This window comes from Acidobacteriota bacterium, from assembly GCA_026393675.1.
Taxonomy (GTDB): domain Bacteria; phylum Acidobacteriota; class Vicinamibacteria; order Vicinamibacterales; family JAKQTR01; genus JBAXOX01.
In genome coordinates this window covers 70,061-91,833 of the sequence record JAPKZQ010000029.1, presented here as the reverse complement: position 1 = coordinate 91,833, position 21,773 = coordinate 70,061, and the positions used below count along the sequence as shown (strand labels likewise).

The window sequence follows — 21,773 nt, the reverse complement described above, 5'->3', positions numbered from 1 at the left end:
TCCGATAGCTCCCCACCCCGCCTCGCGGCGGCGCAGTAATCGTCGGCTTCAGGCCGGAGAGCGTTTGCCTGGAGAGGACTTGCACCTCTCGGGTCATGGCACACTTACAGGCGCACGGATCGCCACGCTCCAGCGTGGCTCTTCCTCGGGCCGGGCTGGAGCCCGGCGATCCCACGCGGGTCACGCCGCCAGGACCGCTGGCCGGGCTGGAGCCCGGCGCCAGGGGTTCGCGACTGGAAGCTACGTCAGCCGACATGGTCTCGCGTGCTATTCTGCGGCGATCACCTTTCAGCCCTGATCTCGTACCCGGGGAGATACGCCGTGTCGAAGATGCGTGTTCCAACTGTCGCTGCCCTGATGCTCCTAGTCTCGTGGACCGTGCTCGCTCAAGCTCCGCCGGCGACACAGGCGCCCGCCAAGGCACAGCCCGCCACCAAGGGCCAGCCGACCACCAAGGCACAGGCGCCCGCCAAAGCAGAGCCGGCCAAGACCGGCACCGTTGCCCCGCCGCCGAAAGGTGCAGAGCCAACGGCGGCGAAACTGCCCTCATTGTCCGATCTGTTTCCGGGTCTCGAATTCCGGAACATCGGACCGTTCCGGGGTGGTCGCTCGGTTGCCGTGACCGGCGTGCGCGGGAAACCTCTTCTGTATTACTTCGGCGGCACGGGCAGCGGCGTCTGGAAAACGACCGACGGCGGCGCGACGTGGGCGAACGTCTCCGACAAGTACTTCAAGACGGGTTCGGTTGGCGCCATTGCGGTGGCCGACTCCGATCCCAACGTGTTGTATGTCGGCATGGGGGAGACGGCGATTCGCGGCAGCACCAGTTCGCATGGCGATGGCGTCTACAAGTCGACCGACGCCGGCGCCACCTGGACCAACGTCGGGCTCGCCGACACGAGACAGATCGCGCGCGTCCGGATCAACCCGCAGAATCCGGACATCGTGTACGTCGCGGCCCAGGGGCACATCTGGGGCCCGAACGAATCGCGCGGGATCTTCCGCACGCTCGATGGGGGAACGACGTGGAAGAAGGTGTTAATAGTCGACGACAAGACCGGCGCGTCCGACCTGATGATGGATCCGACCAACCCGCGCATCCTCTATGCCGCGTTCTGGCAGGTCTACCGGAAAGCCTGGACCATGCAGAGCGGCGGACCCGGCGGGGGACTCTACAAGTCCATCGACGGCGGCGACACCTGGAAGAAGCTCACCACTGGACTTCCCGAAGGCATCGTCGGCAAGGTGACGGTGACGGTTTCCCGATCGCGGCCCTCGCGCGTCTGGGCCATGGTCGAAGCGGAAAAGGGCGGCCTGTATCGGAGCGACGACGGTGGGGACAAGTGGACGCTGGTCAACGGCTCCCACCGGATCCGCCAGCGAACCTGGTACTACTCGGGTGTCTTCGCCGATCCGGTCAACGAGGATGTCATTTACGCCCCGAACATCCAGTTCCTGAAATCCATCGACGGCGGCAAGTCGTTTTCAAGCATCCACGTTCATCACGGCGACACGCACGACCTGTGGATCGATCCTGACAACCCGGGGCGGATGATTCTCGGCGACGATGGCGGCGCCGAGATCACGGTAAACGGCGGCCAGTCGTGGTCGACTGAGGACAACCAGCCCACGGCCCAGATCTACCGCGTCACCACCGATTCGCGGTTTCCGTACTGGGTGTATGGCTCTCAGCAGGACAACACGAGCATCAGTATCCCGAGCGGCGTGCGCGATTCGAGCATCACCCGCACCCACTGGCACGATGTGGCCGGCGGCGAGTCGGGTTGGATTGCTCCCGACCCGCGCAATCCGGACATCGTCTTTGCCGGCGGTTACGGCGGATCCATCACGCGCTACGACCACAAGACCGGGGAGGCGCGCGAAATCGTCGCGTATCCGCAGGTGATCGATGGACGCGCGGCACGCGACCTGAAGTATCGGTTCCAGTGGACCGCGCCGATCCTGCTGTCACCGCACGACCCGGACACCCTTTACCACGCCGCGCAGATCCTGCTCCGGTCACGCGACGGCGGCCAGTCGTGGGAGGAGATCAGCCCGGACCTGACCCGCAACGACAAGGCGAAGCAGGACTATAGCGGCGGCCCGATCGCGCACGAATTTACCGGCGTCGAAACGTACGACACGATCTTCTACGTCGTCGAATCCCCGCACGAGGCCGGCACGATCTGGGCGGGCACCGACGACGGGCTTGTCCAGCTCACGCGCGATGCGGGCAAGACGTGGACCAACGTCACGCCAAAGGGCATTCCCGAGTGGATCCGGATCAATGCCATCGAGGTGTCGCCGCACGACAAGGCGACCGTCTATGTGGCGGCGATGATGAATCAGCATGACGACCTGCGCCCGTATATCTACAAGACCAGCGACTACGGCAAGACGTGGACGAAGATCGTCGCTGGCATTCCCGACACGACATTCGCGCGCGTGGTGCGCGAAGACAACACGAGGAAGGGACTTCTATACGCCGGCACGGAAACGGGCTTGTACATCTCCTTTGACGACGGAGCGAACTGGCAACCCTTCCAGCGGAACCTGCCGGTGGTACCGATCACCGATCTGGCCGTGAAGCACGAGGACCTTGTCGTGGCCACGGAGGGCCGGGCGTTCTGGATTCTCGACGACCTGACGGCGCTGCGCCAGTGGCAACCGGATATCCAGCAGGCGCCGGTCCGCCTGTTTGCACCGCGGCCCACCTTCCGGCTGCCCGGCGACGTGGGGAAGGGCACCGACGCCGGCAAGAACAGACCCAGCGGCGTGATCGTGAACTTCTGGCTGAAGGACAAGCCGAAAGCCGACGTTCCGGTGACGCTCGAGTTCCTCGACGGCACGACCATCCTGCGCACGGTCTCGAGCGTGGCAACGCCGACCGACGACGAACTGAAGGAAAAAGGTGAAGAAGACGAAGACGCGGACAAGCCGATCGAGCCGGTGGCGGGCGTCAATCGCTTCGTCTGGGACCTGCGCCAGACGGTGACAGGCCTCGTCATGCCACGTTACACCTACGGGGATTTTCCGCCGCAGGGCATCCGCATCACGCCTGGGCGATACACCGTGAGGCTGAGTGTCGGCCAGGACAAGGTTGAGGCGCCCTTTGAGGTGCGGCCGAACCCGGCGGTCAGCGTCCCGGCCGCTGATTTGGCGGCGCAGGCGGATTTCCTCAGGACGGTTCGGGATGATCTCGCGGGGATCCACAACGCGATCAGGCGCATCAAGGACGTCAAAGCGCAGATCATTGGCCTGATGAAACGTGCGGAGGCGATCGGGAAGGGCCAGGCCCTGAAGCCCAGCGCGGACAAGTTGCTGGAGAAGCTGACGGCAATTGCCGACGAACTCTACAATCCAAACCTGAAGACCAATCAGGATTCCCTGAACTACCTGCCGAAGCTCGATTTCCAGTTTGCGGGTCTGGCCGGTGTCGCCGACACAGCCGACGCGAAACCCACCGCGGGCATTCTGGCGCGCTACAAGGATCTCAAGAGCCAGCTCACGGGGGTGACCGAACGGCTCCGGACGGTGTTCGACGCGGAGCTCGCGGAGTTCAACACGGCCGTCGGCGCCGCTGGCGTTCCCCCCGTCGTGCTCGTGCCCTTCGACAAGAAGCACTGACAGGCATTCTCCTTGCTCATCCCCAGTTGACGTGGTGATCCGGCATCAGGCCGGATCACCAAAATCGCCGTATTTCGCGGCGATCACTCCGGAATGGCCTGGCGACCGATGACAAGACTGAAAGAGGATTACAATTCTGTCGTCGCACAACCTCCCTGGCCCCGGGCCAAGGGCGGAACACACGCCATGGCCAAGTCGATCGACAATCGCTTCTTTCGCGATCTGATCGCCAGCATGCGCAACGGCGTGATGGCGATCGCGCGGGACGGCACCATCTCCGCCATCAACGAAGAGGCGTACCGCATCCTCGGTGTGCGCCAGACACCGGGAGACGTCGGTCGCCACTTCAGCGAACTGCTGCGCGACCATCCCGATCTGCTTCGCGTCTTTGCCAGCGCGTTCGACTTGAGCCATCTGCCCAATCGGGCTGAACTTCGGCTGAAGCCCACCGACACCGTCATCGGCTACACGTTGTCGCTGGTTCGGGATCATCGGGGGCGGGTGTATGGCGCGGCCCTGTTCTTCAAGGATCTGACGCTGGTGGAACAGGCCGAGGAACGCGAGCGGCTTCGCGATCGGCTCGCCGCGCTCGGCGAGATGGCCGCGATGATCGCGCACGAGGTGAAGAACCCGCTGGCAAGCATCGAGGTGATGGCGGGGTTGCTCAGACGCCAGGTGGCTGATCGCGCTGATTTGCAGGGCATGCTGGGCGACATCATCAGCGAGGCCAAGATGGCCAATGCCATCGTGCTCGAGGTGCTCGAGTTCGTGCGGCCGATCAGGCTGGAGGTGGATCGCACGTCGATCGCCCGGGTGGTTCAGGACGCGATCACGCTGGCCGAGAGCGAGCTCGCCCGCCGCGGCACCCGGCTCGAGGTCAATGTCCCGGTGGCGCTGCCGCCCATCGTCGGGGATCACCATCAGCTCTGCCAGCTCGTCACCAACCTGCTCATCAACGCGCTCGAAGCGCTGGGCGGCCGCGGGTGTATCCGGGTGGAGGCGCACGAGCGGCCCGGGCACGACCAGATGCACCCGCGCGCGGTCGTCGTCATCGTGGCCGACGACGGCCCGGGGATTCCGGCGGAGATTGCGGAGCGGATCTTCAATCCGTTTTTCACGACCAAGCCCCAGGGATCGGGCCTGGGCCTGGCCATCGTGCGAAAGATCGTCGATGCGCACGACGGGCGAATTGATGTGGCGAGCACACCCGGAGCCGGTACGACGTTCACGGTGATGTTGCCGGTGGGCACGCCCGGGCAGTTGGCCTTCTAAGCCCTTCGATTCATGAATTCGGCAACGAGTTCATTCACTCAGGACTTAGTGCTGAGCGAGCGTTCTTCACCGAATCGCCCAGCAGGAATGCGCAACGGTAATGGCGAGTTGAAGCACTAACAAGGTGAGACAGTCATGGGCCGAATTCTGATTGCCGACGACCACGACGCCCTGCGTCGGGGGCTTGCCCGCGCGCTGGCCGAGGCGGGCCACGACGTGGACGAAGCGCCCAACGGGAATGCCGCCATCGAGCGGCTGCACGAGAGCCAATTCGAAGTCGTGTTGAGCGATCTCAAGATGGGCGGCAGCGACGGCCTCGATGTGCTGCGCACGGCGAAGACGCTGCATCCGACCTGCGCCGTCATCCTGATGACCGCGTTCGGATCGGTCGGCACCGCGGTCGAGGCGATGAAGATCGGCGCCTTCGACTATGTGCAGAAGCCGTTCGAGATCGAGGAGATGGAGCTCAAGATCGAGAAGGCGCTGGAGATGCGCCGGCTCCGCCACGAACTCGATTACCTCCGCCACACGCAGGGCGACATCTACAAGTTCGACTCCATCGTAGGCAGTTCCGGTGCGCTCCAGAAGGTGCTCGGGATTGTCCGCAAGGTCGCCAAGAGCAACACGACCGTCCTGATTCGCGGCGAGACGGGAACGGGCAAGGAACTGATCGCGGGCGCGATCCACCACAACTCGCTGCGCGCGAACCGCAACTTCGTCAGGGTGAACTGCGCGGCGCTGCAGGAAAACCTGCTCGAGTCGGAACTGTTCGGCCACGAGAAGGGCGCGTTCACCGGCGCCGACAAACAGCGCGTTGGCCGATTCGAGCAGGCCGACGGTGGCACGATGTTTCTCGACGAAGTGGGCGACATGAGCCCGAACACGCAGGCCAAGATTCTGCGTGTGCTCCAGGAGCACGAGTTCGAGCGGCTGGGCGGCACGCGGACGCTCAAGGTTGATGTGCGGATGATTGCCGCAACCAATCGCAACCTGCCCGCGATGGTGGCGTCAGGCCAGTTTCGCGAGGACCTGTTCTACCGCCTGAACGTCGTGTCGGTCGAGATGCCGCCGCTGCGCGATCGCAAAGACGACATTGCGGACTTGACCGCGACGTTCGTGCGGAAGTTCACCGGCGAACTCAAGAGGAAGATCGATGGCGTCGCGCCCGACGCCCAGAAGCTGCTGGCGCGCTACAACTGGCCGGGCAACATCCGCGAACTCGAGAACGCGATTGAGCGGGCCGTGCTGCTGACCGAGGGGCCGGTCCTCACGGTGGAGGACTTGCGGCTGGGTGAGACCATCGCGGTCGGCGGCCACCCGGGGGCGACACCCCTCGTGCGGATCCCGCCAACCGGCGTCGCGCTCGAAGACATCGAGCGGCAGGCAATCACCGAGGCGCTTCGGATGTGCAACTGGATCCAGCGGGATGCCGGAGATCTGCTCCACGTCAGCGCGCGCGTCATCAACTACAAGATGAAAACCCTCGGCATCGAGAAGCCGACGTCTCGGCGCCGGGCGCCTGGCCCGGAGGCGTAGAGCGCAGCGGCGCGTGCCGTCGGGTCAGGCCGGATCGGGTGGAAGGTGATGGACGTACCAGACCCGATACACGATGTTCGCCACCGGTTCGACCACCAGCACCCACATCAGGATCTCGAATCGCCCGGCCAGCGCGCAGACGACGATCAGCCAGCTGAGCAGGGCGCGCGTTTCACCGGACATCCCGGTCCGCTCCGCCTTCCTGTACTGCTCGACCAGGTAGTAGAGCGTGACCTGCAGGTTGAACAGGGCGAGGCCAATCAGGCCGGCAATCGCGAGGCGCGCGTCGCCGGTGACGTGGTAGTAGGCAACGATGGTCGACCCGTAGAGGAGCAGATCGCCGATGCGATCGAGCATCAGGTCCAGCGTCGCCCCAAACCGGCTCTGCATGCCCTTGGCTCTGGCCAGCATGCCATCGGCCGAATCAATGAAACTGGCCGCGAGCTGGATGAACGCCCCAGCCACCACGAAGGCCCGGGGCACCTGGCAGAAACAGGCCGCGGCGATGGCGCCCAGCACAAACGACGCATACGTGAGCTGATTCGGGGTGACGCTCGTGGAGTAGATCGCCCGCACAATCAGGGCACCCACGGGCCGATGCACGTAGCGATCGACGTTCAGGTAGCGCAGCAACGGGAGTTGATGCCCCTGCTTGAGGGCCTGGGCGTAGTCGAAGCTCTTCACCGGGCGGTGCATGGCGGGTCCTGTGGCAGCGGGCAGGCAATGCAGCACCAGGGAGAGACCCGGCGCCGCTCTCCGGTCACTTCGGATCGACGACCGTAAATGCGCCCTTCCCCATGTTCATGCCGCAAATCACCGGCACGTTCCCGGTCTTGTCCGGCGTGAACTCAATCAGCGTATCTCCGGTCTTGACCGTCTTCTTCACGTTCAAGGACGCGATCACCACCGTGCGCATACACCCCTTGACCGTATCCAGATCCACGTCCATCTCGACGGGCACGCCCTTGGTAAGCGTCGAGGGCGTCACGACGTAGCCCTTGTCGTCGAACGACAGCTTCACCTTCTGGATCTTCTTCTGTTCCTGTTTCGGCTTGGCCGGTGCGCTGGGCGCCTGAGCCGATCCCACCACCACGGCAAACGAAAACGCCACCGCGAATGCGAACATGTTTCTGAGGGTCATCTGCGATCTCCTTCTCAAGATTCTCACTCGAAGCGCGGCCAGACGGCAAGCCGCACGACCGGGGGTTGTGTGCCGCCAGGCATCACGCATTGGCGCGGGCGACGATCTACTCCCTTTTCGGCCGCGGCAGGATATCACGGCAGCGATCGCGCCTCACCCCCGATTGGCGGCGTGACCCCCTGCTCCCCCGCCGGGCCAGCTGGCCGGAGCCGTCACGGGGCGCGGCGTGGATGCACTCCTCGGAACAGGGGCGGTGCGCGCCTCCCGCTCCTTTTCCTCATCTTCAATCGGCCGCCCGAGTGAGAGCAGCACGACGAAGATCGTGGGAATCGCATCGAGCGCGATGCCGCCGGACCAGGCATAAAACACGTCGTTCTTGTACACCCAGACCGCATGAGCGGCCGGGATCATCATGAATGTCTGAGTCTTGCTCTCCTCTTCGGATGGCCGTCCCCCGGCAATCTGCGTCACAACCTTGACGGCGGCTTCCTTGAGCAGCTCCAGCCGGACCAGCGCTTGCTTCTGCTCGGCGGTGTCGTCGGACCGGGCCGTCGTCGTCAACGATCCCAGGTTCTGGTTGACCACCCGGACGTAGGCCGCCGACGATTTTTCTCCCATCCTGGTCATCACCTCGTTGATCTCGCCCAGAATGCGGCTGAAGGCCAGGTTGTTGCGTCGGATCTTGTCGCCCTCGCGCACGTCGGCCGCCTCGGTGTCCGACGCCACCTTGCGGGCCTCTGCCGTCAACTCCTTGTAGCGGTCATACAGCGCCTTCTTCTCGCCATCGACGCCCTTGACCATGCGGCTCAGGTTCGCGAACATCTGCGACATGTTCCGCAGCGTCGCCACGACGCTGCCTTCACCCCGCAACCCCGAGAACGCGCCTCGGGTTTCACGGCTGGCCAGATCCTCATACTGCTGGCCCAGGCTCGCCAACTGAGGCGCCAGGTTGGCTTCGAGCGTCGCCTGGCGCAGCAGCCGGAGCGATTCGACGTCAGCCTGGTTGAGCACCCGCTGCATATGGATGCTCAGCGCATCCTTCCCACCCATGGCGATCACGCTCCACTGCGTCGAAAAACCAAACGCCAGCACCATCACCACCACGGCGACGATGCCGTAGCCGATCTGCCGGTTCGAGTCGGCATAGGGAAATCGCCACATGAGAAACAAGGAAAACACGAACAAAAACGCCCCGCCGGTCAGCGCGACCCCCACCGACACCAGCAGGTCCGAGGTGGCGGTCGCCAGCCCCTGCTGGGTGGTGTATGCACTGACGGCGCAGGCCAGCCCGCTGACGACGGGCATCATGATGTCGAGCTTCTTTCGTCGGGTCACAGATCCTCCATTTGCGGTCCGGTCAATTCGGAGCTACCCTTTCACGGATCAACGCACGGGCCAGGGTCCAGGTTCCACGCGACCAGGACCGTGTCCGGCCGGCATCGGGTCTAATCCGCGGGGCCCGATCGGCCGACACCGTGAAGGGACAGGTGGATCCGACGTCTGCCTGATGGCCGGACGTAAGCGCGGAAGAGGTCGGCGCGTCATCCGGACGCGCGCAGGAGAATGATGATGCTCGACTCGCTCAAGAAGCTGAACGAGCTGCGCGAACTGCTGGCCAAGGCCAAGCAGGAGCGCGAGGAGACGGTTAGGGTCCTGGCCGATCTGGCAAGCAAGAAGACGGACATGGCCCAGGTCGATCGATCCCTCGAGACCACGCGTGAGGACACCCGTGTCCTGATCGAACAGGTGCAGGGTCTGACCGGGCGGGTGGAAGGTCTGCTGGCCCGCATCACGGATCTCGAATCCGTCGATGCGCGTGTCAATCGCCTCACCGACACGCTGGCCGAAGCCGAGCAGACCGCCCAGCAACTGCTGGGACCAGAAGGTCAGATCGCGCAGTACCGCGCGCTGGTGCAGCAGGTTTCCGCGCAGGAGGTGCAAACGCGAACCACTCTCGAGGCCCTGAAGCGGGATCAGCAGGGGTTCGAGGAGCTTCGCGACCAGTTGCAGCAGGCCAGCGGCGAAGTCAAGGATGCGACCGATCGGTTCTCCGGCCTCAAGACGGAATTCGAACAGCTGAGATCGCTGGGCTCGCAGTTGACGCAGGACTATGGGAAGTTCCGCGACACCTCGCGCGAGGCGCGCGACCACGCCAACATCACGATGGAGACCGCCAAGGACATCGAGAAGAAGCTGGCGTCGTTCACCGCGCTCGAGGACCTGAGCCGGACGACGAAGGAACGCCTGTCGGCGCTCAACCAGCTGGCCGAGCACGTGTCGCAGAAGACCAAGACGCTCGAGACGCAGAAGCAGACGATCGAGCACGCGATTGTCGAATCGAGCCGCCTCAACGAGATGGTCTGGAGCATGGACGCACAGGTCACCAAGTTGAACGAGGGCCTGAAGTTCGTCGCGAGCGCCGAGGAAACGGCGGAACGACTCGAAAGACTCGCGCGCGAGACGACGGCGCAGGTGGACGCGGCGATGAAAGCGAAGGACGCGTTCCAGCAGGATCTTGCCCGGATGGACCGCGACCGCGGCGTCCTGACCGACTTCATCCGCAGTTATGACGAACGGCTGGCGCTCGAACGCAAGGAGCTCGACAGTTTCGACCAGCGCATCCGCACGATCCAGACCGGCATCGCCGACGTCGAGCGATCGGTCGAGAACGTCACGGCGAAGGACCACGCGCTGGCCGCGATGGCCCAGCAATTCACGACCATGGAAGTGCTCGCCTCGAGCCTGGCCGGCCAGGTCGACGAGGTGCAGCGGCGCCAGACGCAGTTTGACGGACTTCGCGAGCGGCTCGACGAAGTCGACGATCTGTCCACCAGAACACGCGTGCAGTTCGAGAACCTGAATCAGCTCCGCGAGACCCTCGAGACGCTCCGGGCCGACATCATCGAGTTCTACAAGGCGCACCAGGCGGCGGCGCAACTGGTCGAGCGTCTCGACGCGGATCGCACAGCGCTCGGGAGGTTTGTCGACCGGTTCGAGGGGTTCCGCGCGAATGTCCCCGAACTTGAATCCAAGATGGACACGATTACGTCGCGCCTGACCATCATCGACGAAGGTGTGCACCGGGCGTCGAACCTCGTCGTGCTGGCCGACGAACTGGATCGCCAGATGACGCGGGTCGCCAATACCTACAAGTTTGTGGAAAAGGTGGAACAGCGCGTCAACGCGCTCTACGCCCTGGCCGGCGACGTGGACACCAAGCTGGCGGACCAACTGAACCGTCGCGCCGAGATCGACAGCTTGAAGAGCATCTGCGACAACGTCGGCGTGCAGGTCACCGACGTGCAGCAGAAGCTCGAAGCCGTCGCCGCCGTCCAGAAGGCGCTGGTGCCGCTCCGCCTTGAGATCTCGGCGATCAAGTCGCAGATTGAGAAGGCCCACGCCCGCTTCAAGGAAGCGCAGAAGGAAGACGCCGTGCTGGCCGAGCAGGAACGGCGGCTGACCGAGCTGCTGACGGCCAACCGCGACGCGTCGACTGAGGTGGCAGCCAGCCTGACACAGGTGCAGGGACTCACCGAGGAGTTGCGGCGAGCCACGCAGACCAAAGACGAACTGATCGAGGAACTGACCCGCGTGCAGGTGCGTCAGCGCGACGTGGCTGCGCAGGCGACGGCGTCAGACTATCAGTCGCGCCGGCTCGAGGGCGTCTTGCGCCAGCTCGAACAGCGGCGTTCACAACTGGCGTTCATGGAACGAACCATCTCGGGCTTCGAAGAGAAGCTCAACGCCGTAAAGCAACTCTCCGAAGATCTCGACCGCACGATCGAAGCGGTCGGCGGGCGCATTGCGGTGGTCGACGCCGTCCGGCGCGAGGTCGAAGGCGTTCACGAAGTCTCGGCGAAGTGCCGGGCCGATCTGATGCAGCTCACTGAACAGCGCACGGCACTCTCGGCGATGAAGGAGCGCGTGGACGCGTTGCTGGCCACCACCAGTCAGACCAACGAGCAGATCAACCAGATCGCGATCCGCAGGGCGCAGGTCGAAGACGTCTACAGCAAGACCACCTCCGTGGTCAATCTGCTCGAGGACGTCCGATTGAATCTCGAACTGGTCTCGGAGCAAAAGGCCGTCGTCGAACATGTGGCGCAGGATCTCGCCGGCCTCGGCGGACTGGTCACCGACGGTCAGCGCACGCTGAGAGCACTCAAGGCCGAGCGCGAGCTCGCCGAGCGCATCGAGCGGAGCATCAAGACGCTGCGCGCCAAAGGCGGCAATGCCGAAGAGGACAAGAGACTGGCGTAACCGGCTCCACCACCTTCCACTGCCGACATGAATCCGGCGGATATCGGTCAGATTCCCTCGAGCGCGCGGACTCAACGCGCGCTCGATATATTCTGGATCTTCGCCGGCGCCAATATCGTCGCCACGACCCTGCAGGTGGGCGCGGCGCTCTCCACTGACTTCCGTTCGACCTCGGCGCTGATCCTGATTGTGGCCGGCGCCACCGGCGGCTCGCTGCTCGTCGCGTCGCTGGCCATCCTCGGTCCGCGGCTGGGCGTGCCGTCGGTCATCGCGGCGCGCGCGGCGCTGGGCGTTCGCGGCGCGGGCCTGGTCGCCGCCCTGCTCTACATCACCAACTTCGCGTGGATTGCCGTCAACAATGTCATTGCCGCGTCGGTTGGCGCGCGCCTGCTGGGCGGTCCGACAGCCGTGCCGCTGTGGATTGCCGGCCTCGGCCTCGTGTCGACCGCCGTGGTCGCGCTCGGCCCGCGTGCCGTGGGCCTGGCCGATCGGATTGCGGTGCCGTTGCTGCTGTTGGTTGGAGGCGCGATGACCTGGGCTGTCATTCAGGCGCCCCCGCATCTGGTGCCGTTGACAGTTCCAGCCGCACAGCCCACCCCGTGGTTTCGCGGATTCGACATCGTCGTCGGCTATCAGGTGTCGTGGATTCTGATGTTTGCGGACTATTCCCGCTACACCCGTTCCGAGCGGAAGAGCGCGTGGGCGGTGTTTCTCGGGCTGCTGCTCACCAGCCTCTGGATGATGCCGCTTGGTCTTGCCGCCGCACGCGTGGCGGGCACTGCCGACCCGGGTGCGATGATGGCGGCCATTGGCCTCGGATGGGTGGGCGCCGTGCTGATGGTCCTGGCCACCGTCACCACCAACTTCGTGAACATCTACATGTCGGGGCTGGCCTGGAAGAGTCTGGTGCCGCGGATGGGCGCCCAGTGGTCGGTCTGGTCGATTGGCATCATCGGCACGCTCCTGGGACTGCTCTCCGGGGCGTGGCTGGATCGGTACGCCGAGTTCATGGTGGTGCTGGGCGGCGTGCTGGTGCCGGTCGGTGGCGTGCTGCTGGCCCACTTCCGGTTTGGCCACCCGGCGCCTCACGTGCCTGATCTGTACGACGCCACTGGGCCGTATCGCGGAGTCCTGGTGCCGGGCGTGGTGGCATGGGCGCTCGGAAGCCTGGCCTATTATCTCGCCAGCTCGTGGGGCGGAACGCTGCCGTCGCTCGTGACCGCGATTGTGGCGTATCGGATCCTCGCGCGAAGGCGGTGAGGTCCCGGGCGCGACCACCTCCGCCAAGGCTACGGCGGTCCGCCGGAGCTTTACGCGAAGGCGGATGAATCGCGCCCCTACTGTTCTCTTGCTCGTGGGTGCGCGCGGCGGTAGACGTCGATCAATTGCGCGGCGCTGACGTGCGTATAGCGCTGCGTGGTGGACAACTGCGCGTGCCCCAGGAGTTCCTGAATTGCTCGCAGGTCCGCACCCCGCTCGAGCAGGTGCGTCGCGAACGAATGCCGTAGCGCGTGTGGACTGATGCCACACTGGACACTGCACTGCGACACGTACTGGCACACCAGCCGATGCACGCTTCGGCCCGTCAGCCGCCCGCCGCGGGCGTTGAGGAATAGCGGGCTGGCGCCTGCCGAACCCCGCGGCAGGCGTCGCGGCGGACCCAGCCGCGCGGGTGATTTCGGCGGCCCTTCCTTCTGCTGCAATGCCTGTTGTTCGAGCATGGGGCGGTCCTTGAGATACGCCCGCAACGCGTCGGTCGCGCTTTGATTGAAGGGGACAATCCGCTCCTTGCTGCCCTTGCCGAGCACGCGCACCAGGCGGCTGCCGAGATTCACGTCATCCAGATCGAGACCCACCAGCTCGCTCAGCCGCAGCCCGGACGCGTAAAACAGCTCGAGCATCGCGCGATCCCGTCGTCCGAGCGGCGTCGAGGTATCCGGCGTTTCGATGAGCGCCGTCATCTCGTCAATCTCGAGGTGCGCCGGCAGCTTGTCCTCGAACTTCGGCGTGGCGACCAGCGCACCCGGATCGCCCTCGATCAATCCCTCGCGACGGAGGTAGCGGGTGAACGCCCGGACCGCCGCCAGTTTCCGACCGGCGCTCTTGCGGGACCTGTGGGTCCGATAGAGTTCGGCGAGAAACGATCGGATGGCGGCCACGTCGCAATCTATGGGCTGCTGTTCACTTCTGGACTTGCCGTTGTGAATGGGAAGGAAGTCGAGAAACTGCGACAGGTCGCTCTCGTAGGCGCGCACCGTGTGCGGCGAGGCGCCCCGGTTCAAGCGGAGAAAGTCGAGAAACGACCGGAGATGATCTTTCATCGACCCCCGACCCATGCCGCCAGATCCGCCAGCGCCCGCTCCGAGATCGCCAGCTTGCGCGCCAGTTTGTTTCGCGGCGGCTTCTGCAGCGGCTCCATGATGCCAAACGTGATGTTGCTCGGCTGGTATCCCGCCGACGTCGCGTGAGACACATAGTACGCCAGCGCGCCCATCGCCGTCGTCCGTGGCGGTGCGGTCGGCTGCCGCCCCTGCGCGAGCGATGCGGCGCTGATCCCGGCGACGAGCCCCGACGCCGCCGATTCGACATAGCCCTCGACGCCGGAGATCTGGCCAGCAAACAAAAGGTCGCGACGCGCGCGGGTCTGCCAGGTCTCCGCGAGCACCGCAGGGCCGTTGATGTACGTGTTGCGGTGCACCATGCCGAGCCTCACGAATTCGGCCCGCTCGAGGCCCGGAATCAGCCGCAACACCCGCGTCTGTTCGCTCCACTTGAGCTGCGTCTGGAACCCGACGAAGCTGTAGTGGTCGCCGGCGAGGTTGTCCTGGCGCAGTTGCACGACGGCATACGGAAGCCGCCCCGTGCGCGGATCGGGCAAGCCCACTGGCTTCATCGGTCCAAAGCGCAGCGTGTCGGGTCCCCTGTGCGCCAGCACCTCGATCGGCAGGCACCCCTCGAAAAAGTGCTCGCGGTCGAAGTCATGAACCGTCGCCGATTCGGCATGCGTCAGTGCGTCGTAGAACGCGCCGTACTGGTTGGCGGTCATCGGACAGTTGAGATAGTCGCCCTCGCTGCCGTCATCACCGCAGGTGGGACCGTCGGCATCGTCTTTCGGACCGAGGCTTCTTCCCCACCGCGACGCCCTGAAGACCCTGCTCATGTCGATGCTCTCGGCAGAGACAATGGGGCTGATCGCGTCAAAGAAATAGAGATGGCTCTGCCCCACGAACTCGCGGATGTCGTTCGACAGGGAGTCGGAGGTCAGTGGACCGGTCGCGATGACGACCGGACCGTCATCGTCGCCCGATGCCGGGATGCGGTCGACTTCCTCGCGGCGCACGGTGATGAGCGGATGCTGTTGAATCTCCCGGGTCATCTCGATCGCGAACCGATCACGATCGACCGCCAACGCCGCGCCGGCGGGCACACGCACGACATCCGCCACGCGCATCACCAGCGAATCGAGGCGACGCATCTCCTCCTTCAGGAGACCAACGGCGTTGTCGAGTTTGTCGGCGCGGAATGAGTTGCTGCAGACCAGTTCGGCAAGGTTGGCGGTCCGGTGGACGTCGGTCGGCCGGGAGGGCCGCATCTCGTAGAGCGTGACAGGCACGCCTCGCCGGGCGATCTGCCACGCGGCCTCGCACCCGGCAAGCCCGCCGCCAACAATTCGAACGTATGCCATGCGAGCCCTGATTCTTGCTCCTCGCGCGTAGCCCAGAAGGCTCGGGATGGCGGCTTCCGAAGCGGCCCCTCGAACCAAGCCGACAGCGAAGTCCTGAGCGAAGTCGAAGGGCGGTAGTCTGCAAAACGTGCCGCGAGGGCCAGGACCGGCTGGGGGATATTCTCCGCGGGAAACGCCACACCGTGGCGTTTCCATGCGCACTTAGCTCTCGGGGTACCTCGGCTAAGTGTGAAGCGGCGCCTCCCCAAAACGTAAGGTCGGCGACGGATCCCGGTAAGGCGCGTTTTGCCGGCTTGCGTGAGCGGGGACGCGGAGGAACCGCCATCCCGCTGATCTCAGCGCGCGCACCTCTGGAACGCCGGCGTCGTCTACCGACTACTCACTCCTGTCTGTTCTCTTCTTATTTCTTCCGTCGTCCTGCCGGCTTCTGACGTCCTGCAGCCGGTGTCCGACCTCGCTTTCCCGGCCCTGCCGTCGCGCGGGCGTTCAGCAACTCGACGGCGTCGGCGATCGAGAGAGCAGCCGGATCGGCACTCTTCGGCAACGAAGCGTTCACCGTGCCGTCGGTGACATACGGGCCGTAGCGGCCGTCCATCAGCTTGATCTCGGCTCCGCCATCGGGACGATTTCCGAGCGACCGGATCACGGCCTTCGTCATCGTCCGACGACGCGACACCTTCGGCGCAGCGAGCAACGCCAGGGCTCGCTCCAGGGTGATGGTGAACACATCGTCGCCATCCTCGAGCGAGCGGAACTGGTCGCCGTGTTTCACGTACGGGCCGAATCGCCCGCGACTCGCGACGATGATCTCGCCATCACCCGGATGGGCGCCAACATCGCGCGGCAGGCTCAGCAGTTGCAACGCCTCGGCCAGCGTGATCTCGGCGTGACTGATGCCGGCAGGAATCGACGCCCGTTTCGGCATCTCGGGCTTCTTGCCCTTGACGCGCGGCGGCGTCTCGCCCAACTGGACGTAATGCCCGAAGCGCCCGTGTTGCACGGACACCGAAAGCCCTGAGACCGGATCCGGGCCCAGCTCGCGCGGCCCCTCGGCCTTGACCTTGAGCAGCGCCAGCGCCTTCTCAATGGTCAGATCGGCTGGCGGCAGCGACTTGGGCAGCGTGGCCGTATTGCCGGCTCCGCCTTCGCCACGCTGAAGGAACGGTCCGTACCGTCCGATGCGAACGCGCACGGTCTCCTGGGTGTCCGTGTCCTGCCCGACCTCGAGGGTCGGGTAGTCGATCTTCGATTCCTCACGTCTCACCATCGGCTCGAGTCCGGGATGGCCGCCTTCGCCGTCCCGATAGAACGCCTTGATGAATGACAGCCAGTCGCGCTCGCCGTTGGAGATCTGGTCGAGATCCTCTTCCATCTCCGCGGTGAAACCCACATCGACGTAATCGCCGAAGTGACGGCGGAGCAGGTGGATCACCGCGAATGCGGAAAAGCTCGGCACCAGGGCCTTGCCCTGGCGGAACATGTAGGCCCGGCGGTCGAGCGTCGCGATGGTCGGCGCATACGTCGAAGGGCGGCCGATGCCGGCCTGCTCGAGTTCCTTGATGAGCGCCGCCTCCGTATACCTGGCGGGCGGCTGGGTCTCGTGGCCCTTCGGATCGAGGCTGGCCAGCGCCACACCCGCGCCGTCGGCCGCCCCAGCGCGCGCGATCCGATCGCCCTGCTTCATCGTCGGCAGAATCGACTCCTGATCGGCCAGCTCGGCCTCGGGGTCGTCGCTGCCTTCGACGTAGGCGCGCCGGAACCCGGCAAACTCGATGGCCTTGCCGCTGGCGGTCATCGCACACGGTTCTCCGTCGGGGCCACGCCCTGTGATCTCGACGAGCGTTTTCAACACGCGCGCGTCCGGCATCTGCGAGGCCATCGTGCGCTTCCAGACAAGTTCGTACACCCGGAGTTCGTCGGCATCGAGCACGCCCGCCAACTGCTGCGGCGCCTGGCGGAAGTCGGTGGGCCGAATCGCTTCGTGCGCTTCCTGGGCGTTCTTCACGCGCGTCTGGTAGCGCCGCGGACCGGTGTAGTACTCGTCGCCGAACATCTCGCGGATGACCCGAGCAGCCTCCTTGATCGCCTTCTCGCTGAGCGTCGTGGAATCGGTGCGGTGATACGTGATGAGGCCTTCGATTTCGCCCCCGCCGATCTCGATGCCCTGGAACAGCCGTTGCGCGATCTGCATGGTGCGCTCGGTCGAGAACCCGAGTTTGCGGCTCGCCTCCTGGGTCAGCGTGGAGGTCGTAAACGGCGGTGCCGGCCGTTCGACGCCGGGCCTGGCTTCGACCGACGTCACCTGCCATGGCAGATTGGTGGTGAGCGCTTGGGCAAGGCGGCGGGCGCCGGCCTCGTCCAGATGCCGCACGCGTTTGCTGGCCAGCAGCCCGGTGACCGGGTCGAAATCCTTCCCGGTCGCCACCCGCTCGTCGCCCACGCGAACCAGCGTCGCGACGAATTCCCGTCCGCCAGATGCCAGGCGGGCTTCGAGATCCCAATAAGTGCTGGAACGGAACGCCCGCCGGGCCTCTTCGCGCTCCACGAGCAGCCGGACGGCCACGCTCTGCACGCGGCCCGCGCTCAAGCCGGTCTGCACCTTCTTCCACAACACCGGCGACAGCGTGTACCCGTATAAACGATCGAGAATCCGCCGGCTCTCCTGTGCCCTCACGAGGTTCTCGTCCAGACCGTGGTTCGACTCGAGCGCCTCCCGAATCGCTTCTTCGGTGATCTCGTGGAACGCGATGCGGCGAACCGGGACCTTGGGCTTGAGGATCTCCTTCAGATGCCAGCTGATGGACTCGCCCTCGCGGTCGGGGTCGGTCGCCAGCACGAGCTCCGATGCGTCTTTCAACGCCGCCTTGAGCGCCGCCACGTGTTTCTTCTTGCCGGCGGGGACGACGTAGTAGGGCGTGAAGTCGCCATCCGTGTCGACACCCATCCGGCCCCAGGACTTCTCGCGAATCTCGGCCGGCACTTCCGATGCCCGCTCCGGCAGATCCCGGACATGCCCGTAACTGGCTTCAATACGGAACTTGTTTCCCAGAAACCGCGCCAGCGTCTTCGCTTTGGCCGGCGACTCGACGATCACCAGTGGCTTCGCCATTGAACTCCTGCAGATAGTCCAGATTTCCGCTACCTTAGCACGTTCGAGCCGGGCTTCACGAATCGGCCCCCGCCTGCCCGGCGGATCCAGCCGGCCAGTTCGAGCTCGGCCAACCGGCCGAGAGCCCTGGCAGGATCCAGGCCTGTTTCGGCGCAAAGCGCCTCGAGCAGGTACGCTTCTCCTTCGATCATGACGCGCAGCAATGGGTCGTTGGCCGGGTGGGAGAGCCGCGCAACCGGGTCGTCGGCCGTCAGGATTTCGAGACGCAGTTCCTCCAGGACGTCGCTCACCCCTTCCACCACGCGGGCGCCGTCCTTGATCAGGGCGTGCGCGCCCCTGTTGCGGCCGCTCAACACGCCGCCCGGCACGGCCATCACCGGGCGATTCTGGTCGAGCGCGCACCTGGCGGTGATGAGCGATCCGCTGTCGGCGGCGGCCTCGACCACGACAACGCCCAGGCTCAGTCCGCTGATGATCCGGTTGCGCCGCGGGAAATGCCACCCCAGCGGTGGCGCTCCTGGCGGTAGTTCGCTCACCAGGGCGCCCGACTGACTGATGCGCGCGGCCAATTGGGCATGTTCGGCTGGATAGACAATGTCGGCGCCGCAGCCCAGCACGGCGATGGTCCGGCCCCGAGCGTGGAGCGCTCCGCGGTGGGCCGCTGAATCCACGCCCCGAGCCATGCCGCTGACCACCACCAGACCGGCGCGCGCCAGCCCCTCCCCGAGCTGGAACCCGACGTCGAGCGCATGCGGTGTGGCGGTTCGCGAACCGACGATGGCGACGGCCAGTTCGACGCGCCCGAGGACTCCACGGGTCCAGAGCACCGGTGGTGCATCGGGAATCGCCGCGAGACTGGCCGGATAGCCCTCCCCGCCACGGATCACGGGCTGTAGCCCGCGCGCCGCGCTCTCGGCCAGCGCCAGATCGGCCCGCTCGAGGAGCCGCTCGCACGCTCCTCCCAGAGGGCCGATACCAGCCATCTCAAGCGCCTGTTCAAGGTCGCAGGCAGCCGACGTCCCGGCGGGCACACGGGGGGTCTCCGTCCATAGCAACGACAGCGCGACGATCTCCCTGAGGCTCGCCATCGACGGTGCGCTGATGCGAGGACCATACCACCGCCGGGCTGTGCTGTCGGGCTGCTTGCGCCCCATCGGATCGGGGGTTATAGTGGCTGTAGATCCGCCTGCCTCTATCGTGTACGTGAGAAATGGCGCCCATGGTGTCTATGAACCGATTGAAAAAATCGCTCACGTTAGCCTTGGCGACTGTGGCAGTTTCTGCAACCATCGCGTCGGCCGCCGACCGTAAGGAGGCCAGGTCCCAGGTCGAGTTCGGCATCAAAGTCGCCGAGCAGGGCCTGTGGAAAGAAGCCATCTACCGGTGGGAACGCGCCGTCGAGCTCGACCCGACCTATGCCGCGGCGTTCAACAACCTCGCCGTGGCGTATGAGACGGCCGGCCTCTTTGACAAAGCCAAGAAAGCGTACGAGCGCGCGCTCGAACTCGATCCGAAGAACGTCTACATCAAGCAGAACTTCGACTTGTTCAAGGAAATCAACGATCGTGCGAATCGCCAACCGTCTCGCTAGCGCGGCGCTCGTCCTGGCGGCCAGCGCTTGCACCACGATGTTCGAGGTGCCGGTCGAAACGCCGATCAAGCCGAAGCTCGACGTCGCGGCGTTCTCGCGCGTGTTCGTCGCGGGTTTCGTGGCCGGCGGCACAGAGGACGTGGACGCGAACCTGGAGACCGTCCGCCTCCTGCGCAACCAGCTCAAGAACAAGTCGAGCCTGAAGGTCATCGACGCCGACGTGCTGCCGTTGAGGGAAGTGGCGGCAAAGAACCACCTGGCCGGGCAGGCGGATCCGGCGAGCACGGCCCCTGTCGTCGATCTGCCGAAAGTCATCAAGGAAGACCGGGACCTGCAGGCATTCGAGCCTCTGTTCACCAATGCCGCGTACTGGAAGAAGATCGGCGAAGAGTTCCAGTCGCCGCTCATCGTCACCGGCACCGTCATGTTCACGCCGCAGGCCACATCCGGGTATGTGCAGCGCGAGCAGGAGGTCTACGACACGTTCGGCCGCCGCCAGGTCGTCCCGGTCCGCACCTACATGGAGCGCAAGGGCTTCATCCTGAAGCCGAAATTCATGTTCATCGACGGACGCACTGGTGTGGTGCTCTACACCGAGACCTTCCGCGAGGAGGTGCTCTATAGCGCCGAGCAGAGCAACCCGGCCCTGTCGACCTATTTTGAGCTGATGGACCGGCTGGTTCCGGCGTTCCTGTCGACGCTGAGCAGCCAGACAATCAAGGGGACCAGGACGCTGCTCAAGTAGAGGCGCGAGGGACGAGGCGTGAGGCGATAGGGAAGAACGCTGTCCAACGCCTGACGCCTGACGCCTCCCTAACGCCAAACGCCTAGCGTCTAACGCCTCTCTTCTGGTAGTATCAATGTTTGCGCCGCTGCCGCCGGAGCCTTCCGGAGAGCGCCCGGCGCGGATTATCAGTGAGGGGTGACGCGTGTACGCGATCGTTCAGAACGGCGGACATCAGTTCAAAATGGAGCCCGGGACCGTCGTGACCATCGACAGGATGGCCAGCGACAAGGGTGCCGAAGTGACCTTTGATCAAGTGCTGTTCGTCTCCAAGGACGGCGGCGAGGTCGTGGCGGGTGCGCCCTATGTGGCCGGCGCCAAGGTGGTCGGGGTGGTCGAGGATCAGACCCGCGGGCCGAAGATCCGGGTGTTCAAGAGCAAGCGCCGCAAGCAGGAACGCCGGACCCACGGGTTCCGCGCTGACCAGACCCGCGTGCGCATCACCGGCATCCAGATCTAGACAGGACCACCAGAGATGGCACATAAAAAAGGACAGGGCAGTTCCCGTAACGGCCGCGACAGCAACTCGCAGCGCCTCGGCGTCAAGCGATTCGGCGGCAACATCGTCTCGGGCGGGTCAATCCTGGTTCGGCAACGAGGCCGCAAGTTCAGGCCGGGGCTCAATGTCGGTCTGGGCAAAGACGACACGCTGTTTGCCAAGATCGCCGGCGTGGTGAAGTTCGAAGACCACGGCCGCGGCGGCCGCTCGATCAGCATCGTGCCGATCGTCGAAGAGTAGTCAGTGCCCGACAGGCCACGGGGTCCACA

Annotated in this window: 16 protein-coding genes; 9 read left to right on the top strand and 7 right to left on the bottom strand. The window is 65.0% G+C overall.

The genetic code is table 11. The annotated features are described in order from the left end of the window. Positions 1-330 precede the first annotated feature (330 nt). The 3 genes from NT151_08065 to NT151_08055 all read left to right on the top strand — a co-directional run bounded on the left by NT151_08065 (position 331) and on the right by NT151_08055 (position 6,435). A complete protein-coding gene (locus NT151_08065) occupies positions 331-3,627 on the top strand; it encodes a glycosyl hydrolase (GenBank protein MCX6538873.1) in 3,297 nt (1,098 codons plus the stop codon). A gap of 186 nt (positions 3,628-3,813) precedes the next feature. Next, positions 3,814-4,899 (top strand): ATP-binding protein, encoded by a 1,086-nt coding sequence (locus tag NT151_08060; protein MCX6538872.1) that lies wholly within the window; start codon positions 3,814-3,816, stop codon positions 4,897-4,899. Between the two features lie 135 nt (positions 4,900-5,034). Then, complete coding sequence (locus NT151_08055) at positions 5,035-6,435, top strand: sigma-54 dependent transcriptional regulator (protein ID MCX6538871.1); 1,401 nt, start codon at positions 5,035-5,037, stop codon at positions 6,433-6,435. Positions 6,436-6,459: 24 nt separating this feature from the next. On the opposite strand, the gene NT151_08050 is transcribed toward NT151_08055, so the two are convergent. The 3 genes from NT151_08050 to NT151_08040 all read right to left on the bottom strand — a co-directional run bounded on the left by NT151_08050 (position 6,460) and on the right by NT151_08040 (position 8,911). Further along, complete coding sequence (locus NT151_08050) at positions 6,460-7,131, bottom strand: CDP-alcohol phosphatidyltransferase family protein (protein MCX6538870.1); 672 nt, start codon at positions 7,129-7,131, stop codon at positions 6,460-6,462. A 64-nt stretch (positions 7,132-7,195) separates the two neighbouring features. Next, positions 7,196-7,576 carry a cupredoxin domain-containing protein gene (locus NT151_08045; GenBank protein MCX6538869.1) on the bottom strand — a complete coding sequence of 127 codons (381 nt, stop codon included), beginning with the start codon at positions 7,574-7,576 and terminating at the stop codon, positions 7,196-7,198. A 153-nt stretch (positions 7,577-7,729) separates the two neighbouring features. Beyond that, positions 7,730-8,911 (bottom strand): hypothetical protein, encoded by a 1,182-nt coding sequence (locus NT151_08040; protein ID MCX6538868.1) that lies wholly within the window; start codon positions 8,909-8,911, stop codon positions 7,730-7,732. A gap of 234 nt (positions 8,912-9,145) precedes the next feature. Between NT151_08040 and NT151_08035 the strand changes: the two genes are divergently transcribed. Together NT151_08035 and NT151_08030 are read left to right on the top strand one after the other, a co-directional pair. Beyond that, positions 9,146-11,836 (top strand): hypothetical protein, encoded by a 2,691-nt coding sequence (locus NT151_08035; GenBank protein ID MCX6538867.1) that lies wholly within the window; start codon positions 9,146-9,148, stop codon positions 11,834-11,836. A 27-nt stretch (positions 11,837-11,863) separates the two neighbouring features. After that, a complete protein-coding gene (locus tag NT151_08030; GenBank protein ID MCX6538866.1) occupies positions 11,864-13,096 on the top strand; it encodes a cytosine permease in 1,233 nt (410 codons plus the stop codon). Between the two features lie 77 nt (positions 13,097-13,173). On the opposite strand, the gene NT151_08025 is transcribed toward NT151_08030, so the two are convergent. The 4 genes from NT151_08025 to dprA form a co-directional block, all read right to left on the bottom strand. Next, positions 13,174-14,157 (bottom strand): tyrosine recombinase XerC, encoded by a 984-nt coding sequence (locus NT151_08025; GenBank protein MCX6538865.1) that lies wholly within the window; start codon positions 14,155-14,157, stop codon positions 13,174-13,176. Continuing rightward, entirely contained in the window at positions 14,154-15,521 is a 1,368-nt protein-coding gene (gene trmFO, locus NT151_08020) for a methylenetetrahydrofolate--tRNA-(uracil(54)-C(5))-methyltransferase (FADH(2)-oxidizing) TrmFO (GenBank protein MCX6538864.1), read from the bottom strand. Before trmFO ends, NT151_08025 begins: the two co-directional genes overlap by 4 nt. A gap of 400 nt (positions 15,522-15,921) precedes the next feature. Next, positions 15,922-18,630 carry a type I DNA topoisomerase gene (gene topA / locus NT151_08015; protein ID MCX6538863.1) on the bottom strand — a complete coding sequence of 903 codons (2,709 nt, stop codon included), beginning with the start codon at positions 18,628-18,630 and terminating at the stop codon, positions 15,922-15,924. 29 nt (positions 18,631-18,659) lie between these two features. Continuing rightward, positions 18,660-19,718 carry a DNA-processing protein DprA gene (gene dprA, locus NT151_08010; protein ID MCX6538862.1) on the bottom strand — a complete coding sequence of 353 codons (1,059 nt, stop codon included), beginning with the start codon at positions 19,716-19,718 and terminating at the stop codon, positions 18,660-18,662. 182 nt (positions 19,719-19,900) lie between these two features. Between dprA and NT151_08005 the strand changes: the two genes are divergently transcribed. The 4 genes from NT151_08005 (at position 19,901) to rpmA (ending at position 21,744) form a co-directional block, all read left to right on the top strand. Beyond that, positions 19,901-20,221, top strand: a complete 321-nt coding sequence (locus NT151_08005; protein ID MCX6538861.1) for a tetratricopeptide repeat protein — start codon at positions 19,901-19,903, stop codon at positions 20,219-20,221. Next, the gene (locus NT151_08000; GenBank protein MCX6538860.1) at positions 20,196-20,966 is read left to right on the top strand and encodes a hypothetical protein; all 771 of its coding nucleotides are present in this window, start codon (positions 20,196-20,198) and stop codon (positions 20,964-20,966) included. Before NT151_08005 ends, NT151_08000 begins: the two co-directional genes overlap by 26 nt. A gap of 184 nt (positions 20,967-21,150) precedes the next feature. Beyond that, on the top strand, positions 21,151-21,465 hold the full coding sequence (gene rplU, locus NT151_07995) for a 50S ribosomal protein L21 (protein ID MCX6538859.1): 315 nt from the start codon (positions 21,151-21,153) through the stop codon (positions 21,463-21,465). Positions 21,466-21,480: 15 nt separating this feature from the next. Further along, positions 21,481-21,744, top strand: coding sequence for a 50S ribosomal protein L27 (gene rpmA, locus NT151_07990; GenBank protein MCX6538858.1), 264 nt, complete (start codon positions 21,481-21,483; stop codon positions 21,742-21,744). Positions 21,745-21,773: the final 29 nt, after the last annotated feature.